This is a genomic window from Paenibacillus sp. LK1, assembly GCF_002750415.1.
Taxonomy (GTDB): Bacteria; Bacillota; Bacilli; order Paenibacillales; family Paenibacillaceae; genus Paenibacillus; species Paenibacillus taichungensis.
In genome coordinates, this window is record NZ_PEII01000002.1 from 476,530 (window position 1) to 494,223 (window position 17,694).

Annotated in this window: 14 protein-coding genes; 1 reads left to right on the forward strand and 13 read right to left on the reverse strand. The window is 45.7% G+C overall.

All coding sequences use genetic code 11. From position 1 onward, the window contains the following. Nucleotides 1-311: 311 nt before the first annotated feature. Nucleotides 312-1,367: a YeiH family protein gene (locus tag CS562_RS05835; protein ID WP_099854291.1), complete on the reverse strand. Its 1,056-nt coding sequence runs from the start codon at nucleotides 1,365-1,367 to the stop codon at nucleotides 312-314. Between the two features lie 182 nt (nucleotides 1,368-1,549). Between CS562_RS05835 and CS562_RS05840 the strand changes: the two genes are divergently transcribed. Beyond that, nucleotides 1,550-2,443 (forward strand): LysR family transcriptional regulator, encoded by an 894-nt coding sequence (locus CS562_RS05840; protein ID WP_076288431.1) that lies wholly within the window; start codon nucleotides 1,550-1,552, stop codon nucleotides 2,441-2,443. A gap of 29 nt (nucleotides 2,444-2,472) precedes the next feature. Here the strand turns inward: CS562_RS05840 and CS562_RS05845 are convergent, their stop codons facing one another. The 12 genes from CS562_RS05845 to CS562_RS05900 all read right to left on the reverse strand — a co-directional run bounded on the left by CS562_RS05845 (nucleotide 2,473) and on the right by CS562_RS05900 (nucleotide 17,694). Then, a complete protein-coding gene (locus CS562_RS05845) occupies nucleotides 2,473-4,095 on the reverse strand; it encodes a glycoside hydrolase family 13 protein (RefSeq protein ID WP_099854293.1) in 1,623 nt (540 codons plus the stop codon). A 59-nt stretch (nucleotides 4,096-4,154) separates the two neighbouring features. Continuing rightward, the gene (locus tag CS562_RS05850; RefSeq protein WP_083678829.1) at nucleotides 4,155-5,048 is read right to left on the reverse strand and encodes a carbohydrate ABC transporter permease; all 894 of its coding nucleotides are present in this window, start codon (nucleotides 5,046-5,048) and stop codon (nucleotides 4,155-4,157) included. Between the two features lie 13 nt (nucleotides 5,049-5,061). Next, nucleotides 5,062-5,976 carry an ABC transporter permease gene (locus CS562_RS05855; RefSeq protein ID WP_063565144.1) on the reverse strand — a complete coding sequence of 305 codons (915 nt, stop codon included), beginning with the start codon at nucleotides 5,974-5,976 and terminating at the stop codon, nucleotides 5,062-5,064. A 61-nt stretch (nucleotides 5,977-6,037) separates the two neighbouring features. Further along, nucleotides 6,038-7,774: an extracellular solute-binding protein gene (locus tag CS562_RS05860; RefSeq protein WP_099854295.1), complete on the reverse strand. Its 1,737-nt coding sequence runs from the start codon at nucleotides 7,772-7,774 to the stop codon at nucleotides 6,038-6,040. Between the two features lie 333 nt (nucleotides 7,775-8,107). After that, nucleotides 8,108-9,766: an extracellular solute-binding protein gene (locus CS562_RS05865; RefSeq protein ID WP_257219390.1), complete on the reverse strand. Its 1,659-nt coding sequence runs from the start codon at nucleotides 9,764-9,766 to the stop codon at nucleotides 8,108-8,110. Between the two features lie 49 nt (nucleotides 9,767-9,815). Next, complete coding sequence (locus tag CS562_RS05870) at nucleotides 9,816-11,222, reverse strand: response regulator transcription factor (protein WP_099854297.1); 1,407 nt, start codon at nucleotides 11,220-11,222, stop codon at nucleotides 9,816-9,818. Then, nucleotides 11,219-12,931 (reverse strand): sensor histidine kinase, encoded by a 1,713-nt coding sequence (locus CS562_RS05875; RefSeq protein ID WP_099854299.1) that lies wholly within the window; start codon nucleotides 12,929-12,931, stop codon nucleotides 11,219-11,221. The genes CS562_RS05870 and CS562_RS05875 overlap by 4 nt, the downstream gene beginning before the upstream one ends. Nucleotides 12,932-13,089: 158 nt before the next feature. Further along, entirely contained in the window at nucleotides 13,090-13,212 is a 123-nt protein-coding gene (locus tag CS562_RS05880; protein ID WP_079697598.1) for a sporulation protein YjcZ, read from the reverse strand. Nucleotides 13,213-13,353: 141 nt separating this feature from the next. Beyond that, nucleotides 13,354-14,187, reverse strand: a complete 834-nt coding sequence (locus tag CS562_RS05885; RefSeq protein ID WP_099854300.1) for a DUF427 domain-containing protein — start codon at nucleotides 14,185-14,187, stop codon at nucleotides 13,354-13,356. Nucleotides 14,188-14,193: 6 nt separating this feature from the next. Further along, the gene (locus CS562_RS05890) at nucleotides 14,194-15,015 is read right to left on the reverse strand and encodes a DUF427 domain-containing protein (protein WP_180287041.1); all 822 of its coding nucleotides are present in this window, start codon (nucleotides 15,013-15,015) and stop codon (nucleotides 14,194-14,196) included. Nucleotides 15,016-15,038: 23 nt separating this feature from the next. Continuing rightward, nucleotides 15,039-16,595: an HAL/PAL/TAL family ammonia-lyase gene (locus CS562_RS05895; RefSeq protein WP_099854304.1), complete on the reverse strand. Its 1,557-nt coding sequence runs from the start codon at nucleotides 16,593-16,595 to the stop codon at nucleotides 15,039-15,041. Continuing rightward, nucleotides 16,588-17,694 (reverse strand): thiohydantoin desulfurase, encoded by a 1,107-nt coding sequence (locus CS562_RS05900; protein ID WP_099854306.1) that lies wholly within the window; start codon nucleotides 17,692-17,694, stop codon nucleotides 16,588-16,590. Before CS562_RS05900 ends, CS562_RS05895 begins: the two co-directional genes overlap by 8 nt.

Genomic DNA, 17,694 nt, shown 5'->3' on the forward strand with positions numbered 1-17,694 from the left:
ATCGGACCCCTAGAGACGGTATTCGGACTTCTGATGTTCCTTTTTGGATGTTTACGAGCAGCCTTAAGGCTTGCGAACAGAAAATACATCGTTATCCAGACTTTCATATGTGCATTTCGGACTTTTGAACCAAAAGAGGGAAATATTTATATTTTTTCAAGCGATGGATTTATACTAATCCTTTCGTGTTTGTTCTGGATCTGATGACCAGCTTCTTTCAAACAACAAAAAGCACGCATTGATCCACTTAGGGTCAATCCGTGCTTTTTATTAAATTCATGCAGTGGAATACTTAATTTTGGACACACGACCTAGTTCAGGCCAAAGCCACAAACGAGCATAAAGCCTAGAATGGACAACACAATAGACCCCAGCAATCCTGCCAAAAAAGGTTTCTTGCCCAGACGACGGAAGGTTGCAATATCCACACCCAACCCCAATCCAGCCATCGCCATCGCGAGCAACATATAGGACAGAACCAGAAGTCCCGAGATCATCTCTTGCGGAATAATACCCAGCGTGTTTAACCCACTCATAGCCAGAAAACCGAAAATGAACCAGGGTACTGGCAATTCACGCCACCGGATTCCTTTAGATGATTTTTGCTCTCCCCCACGCGCTTGTCGTCCACTCCACAAGCCAATGATCAGGGCAATGGGCACCAACATAGCGACCCTAGTTAGCTTCACGATGACTGCCATATCCAGTGCTGTTTGCCCTCCAGGTGCAGCCCCAGCGATGACGTGTGCCACTTCATGCAGTGTAGCGCCTGTGAATAGGCCATATCCATTCACACTTAAACCCAACACCGGGTATAGCAATGTATAGGCTAAAGTGAAAATTGTGCCGAGTATCGCCACTGTGGCCGCACCTACTGCCGTTTCTTCATCTTTGGCCTTGATCTGTGGCGCAATCGCGACCACTGCCGCTGCACCGCAGATGGCTGTTCCACAAGCAGTCAGCAGCCCTATTCGTTTGTCGATCTTTAACCACTTACTCAGTCCATAGACAACAAAAATCGTGACAACAACATTGATTGCCGCTAGCGCAACGACTTTGTATCCTGCATGGACAATATCCATAAGGTTCAGCTTCAAGCCCAGCAGGATGATGCCAAACCGCAGCAATCGTTTTCCCGAAAAGGATATCCCTGATTGCGCGGTCAGCGGAACGCCACGCACCGCCCGGTACAAGATGCCAAGCAGAATTGCAATAACGAGTTGACCCATGATATTTAAAAGCGGCAGATAACCCAGCAGCTTGGCGATAAACGAGAGCAGTAAAGTCAGTCCGATCCCCTGCAGAAATCCCCTGTTCCTAACACCTTTTATGTTTTTAACGAATTTCAATTGTGTCTGTAAAATCATAGCTCCACACTTCCTTATTGGATAAAGTATATCCTCACTATAGAAGCAGACAGGAAGGAAGTGAAATATGAATCTGCGATCCTAACCATTATAAAAACTTATGATTGGTTAGGTATCTTATGCTAAAATGAGCTCAATAGGCTTATAACTATAAAAACACACTATTTAAATGAGGAATTCTAATGATAACTGATGCCTTAAAAGTCTTCGTTACCGTTGTAGAACAAAGCCATTTCTCCAAGGCTGCAGAACTGCTGAACCTGTCCCAACCGGGGGTGAGCCTGCATATCAAAAATTTGGAGAATGAACTGGGAGCCAAGTTGCTACATCGTTCTCCAAAGCAAGTGTCCCTGACTGAAGCGGGGGCAATCCTCTACAGACATGCCAAAGTCATTCAGTCCCGCTACGATGAAGCGCGTCAGGAGATTCAGATGCTGCGGGATGAAGTGACTGGAAGCATTCAGATCGGGGCAAGCTTCACCATCGGTGAATATATTTTGCCTAAGAAGCTAGCAGAATTCGCATCACAGTATCCTCAGGTCAACATTCAGGTTACGATTGGCAATACCCAGGAGATTCTGTCTGCGGTTAGGGGAAATCAGCTGGATATCGGATTTGTGGAGGGTGAAGCGCGAGCCTCGGCAGACCTTGACGTTATCCCTTACATGAAGGATGAGATGATCGTAGTAGCTCCTTCCGGTCACCCCCTCTCCGGTTCCGTCGTGGTAGAGCAGAATATGCTTCAGGATCAGGTCTGGGTTCTTCGTGAGTTGGGTTCGGGAACACGCGCGTTTAGTGATCATTTTATGGAACAGACTACGATTCGCCCTAAGCGGTCTTATGTCTTCACTAGCAGTCAGGGTGTGAAGGAAGCTGTTGCTGCGGGACTCGGAATTGCAATGGTATCCAGATGGATTGTTCATAAGGAGCTGGCAATCGGGGAAGTTGAAGAACTGCGAATCAGACAACTGCATCTGGAACGCAGCTTCTCCATCATTCGTCTCATCGAGCATTCACATTCCATGGCGCTTGACGTTTTCTTGCAAAAGCTTCTTTTCGTCAAAAAAGAGGGTTGAAGGCTATTTGCCTTCAACCCTCTTTTGAACTACACAAGCAGATACATTCTTGCTTCATAAGGCCTCAGTTCATTCTCTGAATGGACGTCCGCATAGTTACTAATTAATAATGTTTTATCCTCTCTAAACTCCTCAGGAATATCAAACGTAACTGTATTGCCATAGAAGTTGCACAGGACTAGCAATTTGGTATCACCAAGTGTTCGTGTGTAAGCGAAGAGGTTGGTGTCTTCCGGATACAACAGTTCATAATCCCCATAGATGATCACTTCATGCTCTTTTCGCAGCTGAATCAGAGTTTTATAGTAATGGTAAATGGAATGCGGATCATTGATAGATTCTTCCGCATTAATCTCCGTGTAGTTCGGATTCACCAAAATCCATGGTTTTCCATCTGTAAAACCCGCATTTTCGGAAGCATCCCATTGCATCGGCGTACGTGCGTTATCACGGCCTTTTGCATAAATGGATTCCATCACTTCTTTCTCAGCATACCCATTCTCGACCCGTTCCTTATACAGATTCAGCAACTCAATATCACGGTATTCTTCAATAGGGTAACGTACATTCGTCATGCCTAACTCTTCACCCTGGTACACATATGGCGTACCTTGCATGCCATGAAGAAGAGTAGCCAGCATTTTGGCAGACTGTACACGATATTCCCCGTCATTTCCCCAACGGGACACGATCCGCGGAAGATCATGATTATTCCAGAACAAGCTGTTCCAGGCTTCGCCCTTCAACTCGGTCTGCCATTTGGACAACACTTTCTTTAATTGAAGCAGATCCAGCGGCTGGAGATCCCACTTGCCTTTTCCCTCCTGCTCATCCAGGCTAATATGTTCAAATTGGAAGACCATGGATAGTTCACTGCCGTCCGGGTTGCTATAAAGCTTGGCACTTTCGGGCGTTGCTCCCCAGGTTTCTCCGACGGTTAGCAGATCACCCTTCTGGAATGTCTCTTTACTGAGTTCACGCATATATTGGTGCAAATTTGGCCCATTGCCTGTAATTTTGAGGTCAGGCTGCTTGCCAATCAGATCGATAACATCAAGACGGAACCCGCCCACGCCTTTATCCATCCACCATTGAATCATATCGTATATCTCCTGCCGTACCTTGGGGTTCTCCCAATTAAGATCCGGTTGTTTAACAGAGAAAAGATGCAGGTAATACTGTCCCAGCTCGGGAACCCATTCCCAGGCTGATCCACCAAACGTTGAACCTAAATCGTTGGGAGGTGTTCCTTCCACACAATCTCTCCACACATAATAATCGTGGTATGGATTATCCTTACTTTTCCGCGCTTCCTTAAACCAGGGGTGTTCGTCGGATGAGTGGTTAAGCACCAGATCCATGATTATTCGGATGTCCCGCTTGCCTGCCTCCTGAATCAGCAATTTCATATCCTCAAGCGAACCAAACATCGGATCGATATCCTGATAATCTGAAATGTCATACCCGTTGTCATCTTGCGGCGATTTGCACACTGGTGACAGCCAGATCGCACCGATGCCAAGATCCTTCAAATAATCGAGTCGGGATAAAATACCTTTCAGATCCCCGATTCCATCACCATTGCTATCTTGAAAGCTGCGAGGATAAATTTGATATACGACAATTTCTTTCCACCAATTTTTATTTCCCATCACGCACCACCTTTCTCTTGATCCAGATTCTGCTCATCTAAATTCCGTTTCATTCACTATTATTCTTTTACCGACCCCACAACAATTCCGGTTACAAAGTATTTTTGCAGCAGCGGGTAGATCAGAAGCAGCGGAATGACAGCCACTACGATTTTGGCTGCATTTAGATTTTTGTTCGAAATCTCAGTTAGATTGCTGAGCTGAGCAGAGTTCGTGCCGGATTGAAGAAGCTCCGCGATATTCACGTTAAGAGACTGAATATAGGTCATTAGCGGATAATTGCTAACTTTGGTCATATAGATCAATCCACTGAAGAAATCATTCCACGTGCCCACGATACTGAACAGGGATACGGTCGCCAGCGCAGGAATAGACACGGGCACATACACTTTGAACAGGACCTGCAATGCATTTGCCCCGTCAATGAATGCCGCTTCTTCAAGCGCTTTTGGTACTGCGGCGAAGAAGTTCATCACAAGGATGACACTGAATATTGGGACAGCACCCGGCAGTACAAGCGCCCAAATGGTATTGAGCATATCCAGGTTTTTGATCAACAGATAACTAGGGATCATGCCCCCACTGAATAGCATGGCAAAAATCATGATATTCATATATATATTTCTGCCCTTAAACTCCCTTTTCGATTTGGACAGCGGGTAAGCCATCAAAACAATAAGAATCATGTTGAGCACTAGAGATAGAGCCACACGTAGAACTGAAATGCCAAAGGATCGCCAGAACTGCGCATCCTCAATAATTTTCGAATATGCGGCTGTTGTAAACTTAACGGGTAACAGACCTACGGCATTGGCCGATACGGCCTCACTGCTGCTGAATGAAATCGCAACGATATTCCATAATGGAAGGAGGCAGATCAAAGCCAGCAATATAACGATGGCGTAGATGACAAACCGGCCCATTCGGTCTTTCAGGCTTGCGGAATAAGACACAAGTTTCGCCTCCTTAGAATATTTTTCTGTCGGTGTATTTTTTGGCCAATTCATTGGCGGACAATAATAGAACAATACCAATCACTGACTTGAACAACCCAACAGCCGTACCGAAACTATACTGTCTGCCAACGAGACCGATCCGGTATACATAGGTATCCAGAATATCGCCCGACTCATAGACAACCGGGTTGTACAGATTGTAGATTTGATCGAAGCCTGCGCTCAAAATATTGGTGAGACTCATAACCCCCATGAGCAGGATAATAGGGAGCATACCCGGTAATGTAATATGCCATACTTTTCTCCACCAGCTCGCTCCATCTATCCCTGACGCTTCATATAGGCCGGGATCAATCGAGGTAATTGCAGCCAAATAAACGATGGAGCTATAACCGAATTCCTTCCATACGTCCGTCCCGATAATCAACGGCTGGAACCAGGTGTTGCTTCCGAGAAAATTAATATTTTCCAAGCCGAAAAAGGCTAAAATCTGATTTACACTTCCATCCAGGCTGAACATGTTAACAACCACGGAGGCCAGAACAACCCAAGACAAAAAGTGAGGCAGATATACAATGGTCTGCACAGATTTTTTAACAAATTTAAAGCGGATTTCGTTTAATAAAATGGAAAAAATGATGGCCATCAGTGTTCCAAGTAGAATCTTGGCGATGGCAATCACCAACGTATTACTGATCACTTGGCCGATGTCCGGCAGCTTGAACATATAAATAAAATGCTTGAGCCCAACAAACTCGGAGCCAAACATACCTTTGGCTGGTACGTAATCCTGAAACGCCGTAATGACACCAACCATTGGAATGTAGCTGAATACCAGCAAAAATAAAATGCCTGGCAGCATCATCATATGATACATGGCACCCGTGCCCAAGCGGTTTCTTGCTTTATATTTTTCCTGCTTCATGGATGAACCCCTTTCCTGAAGAAAGGCTGCTCAGCGCAGCCTATCAGCAGTGTTAGCTTAATTATTTTTGGGATGTGGTCTCGGCTTCGATCTCCTGGATCACTTGGTCTCCGCCTTGTTTCTTCCAATTGCTGACGAATGTTTCGAAGTAATCCAGCGGTTCCGCACCCGTTATGATTTTGATGAAAGATTCCTGTTCCATTTTGGTCAGGTTAGCCCACGTCTGTTTCATGCTTGGTGTAGTTCCAGAGAACGCTGGCGTCATCCAGTTGAATTTGCCTTCCTGTGTCAACTTATCGATCAGCCCTACTCCGTTCATACGTGAGTGATATTTCGACCAAGCTGTTACATCATCCGTATCCTGGTCTTTCAAGTACGTTTGGATACTGCCAATATTGTTCTTCGATTCCGTTGTACGGACCTGATCCAAACCGATCTCGCCTTTAATTCCACGAACAACGTCGGAGTAATCATCCAACAGGGATGTTGCCGAGTTGACTTCAATATTAAAAGGTCTGGTTGAACCGTCTACGCCGCTTTCCAGATACTTAGCTGCCTCTGGCATGGTAGTTGCGACATCTTTGTCATTTGCCAATTTATCGTAGAACAGATTAATAATTTTAATCGCGAGTTCCGGGTGTTCATAACCTTTTCTCACAACGATAAACTGACCGGATGGATTGGCGTGTGCCACGTTTACCTTACCGTCTGCATCCTCCAGCGTGTAAGCCGTGAATTTTGCATGTTTATCCATCTGTTTCACACTGCTAAGTCCCCAGTCTGGAATGTGCCACGGTCCAAAAGCAATTCCGCTCTGACCATTGGTGTACAGTGCAGTGATATCGTCAAATGTACGGGTTCCAAATTGCGGGTCAATGATACCTCTCTTGAACCAGTCGGCCATAACGCCCAACATCTGCTTGGTTTCCTCTGTAGTCGAACCATAAATGATGCTGCCATCTTCACCCTTCATCCAATATTGAGGATACGCGCCTTCGGTTGAAGCAACACCCAGCATGGTATAGGCAGAACCGTTATAGTCCGTCGTATTCAAGGTGTTTACAAAAGAGATGCCCACCGGTTTCCCAGTTTGCCCAGGATCTTTTTTCAGGAACTCTTCTGCTGTTTTCTCTACATCTTCCAGCTTGATGGCACCGTCTCCGTCAGCATCGAGTTTGATTCCCAGCACATCCAACCAATCCTGACGAACCCAAACCATAGTTGGTGCGGAGTCCAGAGAGGTCGCTGGAAGGCCCATCAGTCGGCCATCAATCGTGGCATTGTCCAGTGCACGACCATCGTAGGAGTCGTAAATTTGCTTGATATTATCGGTGGCATATTGTTTGTATACTTCCGTCAGATCTTCAATCAGATCATTATCAACCAGTTCTTTAAGTTCATCCTTGGAATCGACTCGCATCATATCGGGCAATTCCCCGGAAGCGATTGCAAGAGAGACCTGACGACTGTAATCTTCACCATTAGCCTCAAATTGGTCCTTAATTTGTGCGTTAAACGATTCTTTAACCAGACGGGTATACGCATTGTTCTCATATGTATCACCAGCCGGTAATTTCGGGTTCGCCGTCGTAACACGCCCCATCGTTACCGTCACTTCGTCTTTATAAGCACTGAACGGATCTCCAGGTGTTACCTCATATTGGCCTGCATCCTCAGCAGTCGGCGGATTCGAAGATCCCCCACAGGCTGCAAGGACGGAAACCATCAATGCGGACATGGACAGCACTGCCAGTCGTTTCGTCAACAGTTTGCTTTTTATTGACCAATTATTTCTCATCAAATTCAACTCCCCTTCGTTCTGATTATTTCTCTATCATGTTGTTTGCGCTTTCATTATAAAACTTGGAGAAGCTTAATCGAGATAGGGATTAAACGCTAGTTTGGATAGAGAAATGTATACAGTTTTCACTCGGATCAACGAACAACATGGAGGTTGTGAACATTTATCTCACCTACTGACTTACATTTGTCTATCCTCGTTAATAAGTGAGGGTAGCATAGCTAGTGTGGCACAAAGAAAAACCGGCAAACTCCTTAAGCAGGAGTCTACCGGCTATGAATGATCGAATTAAGTAAAAAACGTGGGGATTCTTGCAGCTATGTTAGCAATTCAGCGTTGATTCTGTGGAGGAGTCACTTCAGCAGTCACTTGGTCGCCTCCCTGTTCTTTCCACTCTTGTACAAATTGATCGAATGAATCGATCGGTGCAGCGCCTAAAATAATTTTCAAAAACGTATCATGTTCCAGCTTGGACAATTTGCTCCATAATTTCTCCACCGCTGGCGTGCGTTTGTAGGTAAGGCTTCGAACTTTATGAATATTCGGATCAAAGAAGTTTCTTCCACCCACGAGCAGTGAATAACCACGCATAAAGTTTTCGTTGTGCTGATCCCAATACGAAATGCCAAGTTGATCATAAGGCTTTAGCTTGGTTTGTTTTATCGTCGAAACTGTATTTTCCAGTAGCTTATATTCGGACTTGTCCTTAAAATCAGCTGGGGTTTTGGTTCCGGCCAGAATCTCCTGCACCGCTTTGGATTCAAATCGTGCTTCATCTGCTGGAGCAAAGAAATTGCGGCTGAGCATAAAACTCGTACCATATTTGAACTCATCACGGAGGTACAGATTGTTTATCTTGATAATCGATTCGGGATGAGCATACCCTTTGCGAACCACCAGGAAAGAACTTGAGGGATTATCCACTTTCACACGAAATGCTCCGTTTGCATCCAGTGGGAGCGCGTATGCCTGCCAGTTCGCCTTGGGATCATTCAGCCAAGCGCTTGGGAGCGGCCAGTAGCCTGCAAAGAAACCTTGAAAGAACATCCCCGCCTGTCCGCTAATGACAGTTTCCTCTGGCTCTTTGCGAATGCCCAGATCTGGATCAAGGAGACCTTTGGCATACATATCGCGAAGCCTAACCAAAGCGTTCCTTGTCTCCGGTAGAATCGAACCGTATACAGGTTTTCCATCTTTTTCGAGCCAGTATCCGGGGAAAGCTCCATAAGCTGCGAAGATTGGCGTTAGATCAAAAGCAAAAGCGCTGTTGTTGAAATCGTTAAACAGACTTGTGCTTGAAGCAAGCCCGATCGTATCCCGTTTTCCGTTCCCATCCGGGTCCTGCTCCACAAAGGCCTTCGCGATAGCTTCCAATTCATCCACTGTTTTCGGTGGTTGTAATCCAAGACGATCCAGCCAGTCCTCCCTGATCCAGAGCATACTGAAGTCCTCCGCCGTCACAGACGGAACAGCCATCATTTTCCCTTCAAAGGTCACTTGTTCCAGAGCCAAACCATTGGTGCTGTCGATAATTTTCTTCATCTCAGGTGAAGCGCTGCTTGCATATGCCTTGGTCAGATCTTCAATTTCTCCCGCTTTGACCATCTCATTCAACTGAACTTGATTAACGATCATCGCATCTGGCAAATCATTGCTGGCAATAGCCAAATCAATTTTCTGTCCAAAATTCTCCTTGGATACCTGCCACATGACCTCGACATCAATGTTGAGGTTTTGCTTAATCACCGTTTTCCACATATTCTTTTCTAATGTCTCTCCTTCGGAGAGATCCGTACCTGTGGGGTCAACCACATATCCCAACCGGATGGAAACGGGATGTTTATATTTACCGAATGGCTCGGTGGCGGCTGTGTCAGGAGCGGTTGTCGTTGGACCAATTGGCGATTCCCGAAAGTATGAAATACTGAAAAATACGATCCCTGCAATCAAGCTGACGACAACAACACACACAGCCATCTTCTTGATCATTGCTTTCCCTTCTTTCACCGGATTGTCAGTCGGTTGTGTGGAGCGTACACTATTTGTCCGCTCTGCCTAATTGTCGATATTCACTAGGCAGCACGCCTGTCAGTTCGCGAAAGATTCGGCTGAAATATTTCTCATCCGTATAACCCACCCGCTCTGCAATCCAGAAAATCGTGTTGTTTGTGTTCAATAAATACTCTTTCGACTTCTCCATTCGTATATATCGGGAATAATCATTAAAGGTTTTTCCCATGATGTCCTTGAAGCATTGGCTGAAATAGCTGCGGCTAATGTTGAGTTGCTGGGACAGCCCTGAAGCTGTAAATGCCTGATCCAGATCATTCTGCATAATCATCACGGCTTTTTTCACTCCATCTATCATTTCCTGAGAATAAGAAACCTGTTCATCCGCCTTTCGAATACTCTCAGAGGTCAGCTTGATCCACTGTTCCACCTCGTACCAGGATTGAAAGGAATGGATCATTGAGATTCTGCCCAGTGTAGTCTGTGCGAAAAGATGGTTCCACTCCATGACCAGGGAGTACAGTAATCCCATCAGCTGCCCTTTTTGCAGCCTTAGAGATCTAAACTCTTCAACAAGCTGGTTATAATAATTATCATTATGCGTCCACGGAGATAGAAACCAACTTCGCTTAATACGATCCATGTCCTCATCCCGAGGTTCTATTGGAGCTGTATCCTCTTCATTCATGGAAACGGCAATAACCGGATCTTGGGGTTCATACGCATAAAATAAGGACGATTCTGTATAGTTTATAATCCAGTTTTGAATTTGCGACCATGTCCGTTCCTGTACATCAGACAACACCAGTAGCGCACCTTGAGGAACTTGATCCAAATATCCCTTCAATCTATCAAATAGCTGATCCTCTTCACCCTGAGGTACCGCCCACATCCAGCTGTTCCGTTCCACTTCAAATTGGACCTCATCTGTACCGGATTCGAGTCCAATGGGCCAGATCTGACCAGATTTTCGGTCCAGTGAAACAAGTGCAAACACTTTACGATAATGGACGTTGGTTTCACCTAGCTGCGGCAGCTTTCGTCTTGTATTCGTGAGCTCACCAATCCGGGTATGTATTCGATTCAGTACATGTTCGAATTGTTCCTTCTCAAGCTGAACTTTGGCTATATAGTCGATCGCTCCCAGCCGAAGCGCTTCCTGGATATAATCAAAATCCTGATGAAGAGTAAGTACGACAATATGTAGTTCCGGGTATAGCTGCCTTGCACCGCGCATCAGTTCAATGCCTGACATCACGGGCATCGCAAGATCCGTTAGCATCAGATCAACCGAGTTGGATTCCAGAAAATCCAGCGCCTTAGCCCCGTTACTTGCTTCTCCAACAACCTCCATGCCGAACTCGTTCCATGGCATTGCGGAGCTTATTCCTTTTCGCACCAATTTATCATCATCCACAATCAATACCTTAATCATGCCGAGATATCTTCTCCTTTAATCGGAAGTATAAGTAATATGCTTGTGCCAGTTCCCAGTTCACTCTCAATCACCAGTTGAGCTTGATCCCCGTATTGTGCTTGTAACATGCGGTGAACATAATTGAGCCCGATGCCCATCCCTACTTTTTGATGATCTGCTACACGATTGTTCAGAAGTCTTTCAATCGCTTCCTCCGTCATGCCAGCTCCATTATCCTGAATCATAATGTTCAGCGTTTCTTTGCGTGTCACTTCAATTTGAATAAAACCTTCGTCGCTCAGTCCATGGTAAAGTGAGTTTTCTACCAGTGGCTGTAAAATAAAACGAGGTACAGGTATTTGAAGCACTTGTTCATCAGCCGAAATACGCACATCAAATTCAAAATCATAGCGAATTTGCTGCAGGATCAAGTACTGTCTAAGCGCGTCAATTTCCTCTTCCATCGTGGAAACCTGTCCTAATTTACCCAAATTGTAATACAACAGCTTATTCAGGGACTGCACCAGCTTGTCGATCTCCCCTTGTCCATTCATTACTGCCAGCCAGTGGACCGTATCCAGCGTATTCATCAAAAAATGAGGATTGATCTGGTACAGCAGCTTCTCTACTTCAAGGTCTGCACGAATTTTCTCTTTCTGCTGCACCTCTTTAAAGAGGTCACCGATTTGATGCTGCATATTCGAGAATTCGCCTAACAGAAAATCAAATTCCGGAATCTGCGTGCGGGTCTGGTTACCAGTTGTTTGAGGATTTTGAGACATGCCGTTAATCTCCGAATGGAACAGACCGAGAGGTTTATAAACCATCTTCCACAGCAGCCAAGCCAGAAATACCGTAAAGCCCAGGAAAAATAAAGCGACCAGCAATATTTGAAGCAACCACTGGTTTTTTTCCTGTTGATACTTAGCCTGCGAGATCACCGACACAACGCTCCAGTTCTGAGTGGACCCCTGTCTGAACCAATGATAATCGCGAGCTATTCCGTCGGATGCTGCACCATTCGATAAGCTGGAGAAATTCTCCCCGACTTTCATCGCTTCCGGAATCTCACTATACACAATATTCCCCTCTCCATCGAGGATCAAGTGGGATAAATCTCCTTTGTACTGATTGTAACCCAATATATCCTGTGCAAGGTGAAAACCGGATTCAACGTAAATATACACATCGTCCCTCTGGGGTAATTTTACCTTCCGCATGGCGGATAAGACGAGCTGATCATCAAACCGGTTCATACTGACATGAGGTCCATAGTAGGTGATACCATATGCTTTGGAAAGTACAGGCAAAGATTCAGGTGAAAAACGATCCTTTATAGGAAAGTTTCCAAACTGTGTGGAGCCATCCTTCTGAAAATAATACAATGTCAAACCTATATTCGGGTTGGTAAAGGTTACGACATTTAATTCGCTCTTTAGTTCATCCCGAGTTTCAATCAATTCAAATATATTGGAGGATGGCTTCAACACCTCATCCAACTTTTTGCCTAATGTACCACTGTAGGATAATTGCTGAGTAACATGATTCAGGTTGGTGATCGAATTCTCCAGTGAGGAAGTCACCTGCTGTAAATTGCTCCGAATGCCATCATCGATCTTGTTCGCAAAAATGGAATCAATGGTGTAGTAGGAAATCGCAACTATACTAATGAAGGGAATAAACGCACTGAGAAAAAACAGTAAAAAGATCCTTTTTTTAAGTGTCATTCCAACCTATTCTCCTTAACTTCATCCATTCTATGTTGAATGCATAACTCCATAATTATAGATTGATAATTCAATATGTCAAACGCTTTCAAATTGTGATCATGACAAAAAGACCCTGCCAGCGTAATGCCAGCAGAGTTGTTATTATGGTAAAGGAATTAAACCAGGAAAGCTTTAGAGATGATGACCAACAAGATGAACAGAACAAGGATTGCGCCGATGGATGTGAAACCACCGTATCCACCAAGACCTCCAACATTTCCATATCCTACTTCACTCATGTAATCTCCTCCTCTTTTGTGTTATGTCATAAGGTATTCAACTCTTTGTGTATTGACAAGGCTTTTGAGGCAATCATCAAAAAAAGGGCTCTATCCGCTTATGCAGCAGACAGAAACCCCATCATCATACTGATCATTGTCTTATGCACTTACTTCAGTTTCATTAAAGAATTCAAGTGCAGAATAGTACCATTTAGGTTTAGGCTGTAACTCACCATCCACATAGACATCAACTTGCTCGTTATAAAACGACATCAATCCAGCAATCTTTGGGATTTCGGGGATTGGATTTAGATAGCTCCACACGATATTCTCATAGGTCTGTCCATTGAGGACAGCCGTCCAGTAGGATGCATCCCCTTTATAAGGGCAGGATGTCTGCTTGTCATTTGCGGTAAGCACATTCTGATCCACGTCTTCCATCGGAAGATAATAGCGAACGGGGACGCCCGTTTCAAATACGATCACCGGGCGGCGGCTATCTGCAAGCTTGATTCCATCTAGAACGATCTGAACATGCCGGGAACTATGGATCGCATCAACTCGCTTGTATGGGTCACGTGGATGAACAAAGATCTGCTCTTCTTCTTCATACCAAGCGTCCACCTTTTCCCAATAAAAAGCCACAAAACCTTTGATCGACTCGATATCCTTAAGTGGATTCTCATAACCCCAAACTGCATTTTCAGAAATACGTTCACCAACTTGAATGGTCCAGTAAGAGGCGTCCCCTTTAATAGGGCAGTGGGTCTGTAACTCGGTCTTCACCAGAAATTGCTGCATCACATCTTCTAGTGGGAAATAATAAACCGGTAGCTTGCCGCGCTCATGAAGTGTAATAACCCGTGTGCTGTCCGCAATAATCTCACCCGCAAACGTGACGTGAACCCGACGCGGGTTTAGATCTGCCTTCAACATCAGTTTATCTTCCTGACGCAGAGAACAGGCAATAGATGAATTCAGATGATTTACCATTTCACATTATCCCCTTTCTATATTGCGGTAAGGAAGGCGATCATCAGCAGATAGGGACCACCTTACCCCATCTACATAGAGCGCATCCACAGACTCATGATAAAAGCACAACAGTCCTTCAACTTCATGAACTTCCGGTAATGGGCTCTTATAGCTCCAAACAAGATCATTGTATTCTCTTCCATTCACTGAAGCTGTCCAATAGCTGGCTACTCCTTTATAAGGGCAACGTGTGGTTAAATCTACGGGCTTCAACAAATCCAGACGCACATCCTCCTGATGAAGATAATAACGCGGGGTCAATCCTGTCTCATAGAGAATCACAGGTCGCTTGCTATCAGCAACAATTACTCCATCTAATTCGATTTGAACATGACGTGAGGCCGGAATTGCATCCACCCTGGAATACGGGTCCCGTGCATGAACAAATATTTCTTCCTCTTCTTCATACCAGGCATCTACTTTGTTCCATGAAAAAGAATAATGATCTTGCAAATATACCGCTTCTTGATGCGCACCCGAATAGCTCCATACCGCATTCTCTACCGTGCGCCCACCGCTGCTGATATGCCAAAACAATTGATTTCCTTTATTCGGATCAGTCACTTGCTTTTCCGAAGGTTTGAATACGTCAAGGTTCACATCTTTTTTTGGAAAATAATAAACGGGCAGTCTACCTGTTTCGGTAACGATGAGAACCTGCTTGCTATCTGCGATAAACCGTCCATCAAATTTTACGCGAATCCACTTCGGACAGACTTCCGCACGGATTTGCCACCCTTCTTGGGAATGGTCCCTTAAAGACCACTGGGGATCAACATGTGCCATTGTACGTCCTCCTCTTTTGATCATTATTTAGAGAATTCATTCATCTTCCCACGAACTGCCCTTAGCCATTTCCCTTCCTTAAGCAGAAGGTATGCACGCTCTATATCTATAGATTGATTACGATCTTCGGACAAAAAAGGAACCTCGGAACGCAACAGTTCATAACCTGCTCTTGTCCCTTCACCCAGAGTCATATCCCTACGCAGATCGATAGCTTGAGCAGCATGGAGCGCTTCAATCGCCAAAATATAAGTAACACGATCAACAATCTCTCTTGCCTTGCTTACCACGTAAGGAGAATTGGCAGCATGATCCTCCATGTCTCCCGCCAGTGAGAAATAGTCAGATGAAACGGGATTACTCAGATGACGTATTTCTGCATCCAGTGAGGTTGCTGTTTTCTGAACCGTGCAGAAGCCGACAGAGCGGCTCGGATCAGAAGTCAAGAAGCGGCTTAACCCTGTAAAATCCGGGTCACCCAGCTTGATTATGCGATAGCATGAACTTTTGGATACATGATGCAGCGCACTTCCAAGCATCTCGAAACCTAGTGTCCATGTTATGGGATCATAATTAGCGCAGGATAAAATTCTCCGCTCTTCCGTCAGTACACAGGGATTATCGTCTGAACTGTTGAGATGAACTTCGAGCTGCTGGCGTGCATAGACATAAGCATCTCTTGCGGCGCCATGAATCTGGCATGCATCACGGAAGCTCAGCGGATCTTGCAGCGAATCTGGATTAAAATTATTCCAGAGTCCGCTGCCACGTAGACTACGCCGGACCATAGCCAGACTCTTTAACTGCCCGGGAAAAGGACGCTTGAGATGAACCGCTTCATCCAATGGACTAATATTACCCCGGATGGCTTCCAAAGACAGCGCGTATACAGAGTCTGCGGTATCCAGTAACTCTTCTATGTCGAAGAGCGTCAGTGCTCCGTTTCCGGCAGAAAGAGCATTGGAACTGACGATAGCCAGACCGTCCTTGGGACCAAGGCGCAGGGGTTCTAAACCCACTGCCATTAATGCATCGCTCGCTGGTATACGATTGCCCGCCATGTTCACTTCACCTTCACCAATCATGGCCAGACCGATATGCGATATCGAGGTAATATCCGCCGCACCCACAGATCCGCGAAGCGGGAGAACCGGGTGAATACCCATATTGAGAAAATCTGCGTAACGTTTGGCAATATCGGGCTGAGCGCCAGTTGCTCCAGCAAGTAAGCTATTGAGACGGGCAAGCATCACCGCACGAACGACATCTTCTGTGGCCTCCGGCTTCACCCCAGCACTGTGAGATAACAACAAATTCCGGTTATAGTCTTCAAAATAATCATCTCCGATAACCTTGTCCTTATTCCAGCCTACACCACGATTCAGTCCATAGACAGGAACGCCTTCTGCAGCTAATTCATAAATTACTCTTCGTGCCGTAACTAGTCGTTCCCAGGCTTCATCGGCAATCACCACCGATCTCCGCGAACGAGCTATACTCTCCACATCCTCAATGGTCAAGCGGCTTCCGTCCAATACAATTTGGTTAGAGCTGAGCGAGAGAATGCTCTCCTCAAGCATAGATTGTTTTCTCCTTGTCAAAAGCATAACTCTGTAAATCGATGCCCAGCATTTCTTCTACCTCTGGATATACGCTGGGGTCCTTTACACTGGAGCTCAGTGGCACCTTGGATTTATCAATGGCGAAGACAGCTACTTCCATCCCCTCTTCAACATCTCCCACACTCACAGGCAGACCATTCTTCAGGTCAAACGTAGTAATTACGTCCGGAAAGGTGGTCAGACGTGTACCTTCATTGTCCTCGACAGCCATATATTCATTCATCACATGAAGTGTAAGCCTACGGTTGGGGATGGATACTTCGATCGTACCCACATCGAAAGCACCTGAATAACGAACATTTTTTGTTGTCACCGTCCCTCTGCCGAGGATTCTTCCATTGGTCTTTTGTACCACGGCCTCTAGCACCGCTTCCGGTCCATCTGGCTCTGCCTTCTGAATGACACGACCCAACTCAATCGCTATCGAGATGCCACCGATCGCAGCATGCTTCTTAATATGTTTGATCGGGAGCGGGTGCCGTGCGGCAGCAATAAACCCACCCGCCATGTCCGAAGCAGTACGCAGTATATTGGAGGTCCGTGCCGGAGTTCCCTTAACCACAAGTTCCATGTAGCTGCCAATCTCTGGTTTGCCACCAGCCACTGCTTGTATCGTCTCGTAATCAATAGAAGACGCGAGGCCAAGTGAGCCCATCTTGCCAGTTGGATGTGCGCGGATATCTCCAGTGGCATCAATAACAGCAAGACCTAGGGCTGCTGCCGGCAGCCAACCGTTAATGGTGCTGGACATGCCATTCTGCGGAGTCATGACCCCGGCTATTTTGCCATCATAGTTTTCAATGATTAGCTGAACAGCCTTAATGTAGTCCTTTCCAAGCATTTGCCAGTCTCGTCCGGCAGGTGCACCGATTGCGGTACAGGTCAATATAATGGCGTCATCCGGCAGTTCATCTACCGACAGGAGCTTCGGTCGTCCGATGCTCAGGGCCGCGTGTCCAATCTCCAGTCCATGATCCACCCAGCCTCCCCCGCCGCTGGCAAATACAGAGCCACCTTTGACAGCAGCATTTACATCATCTCTTGTTAATTCCCGCAT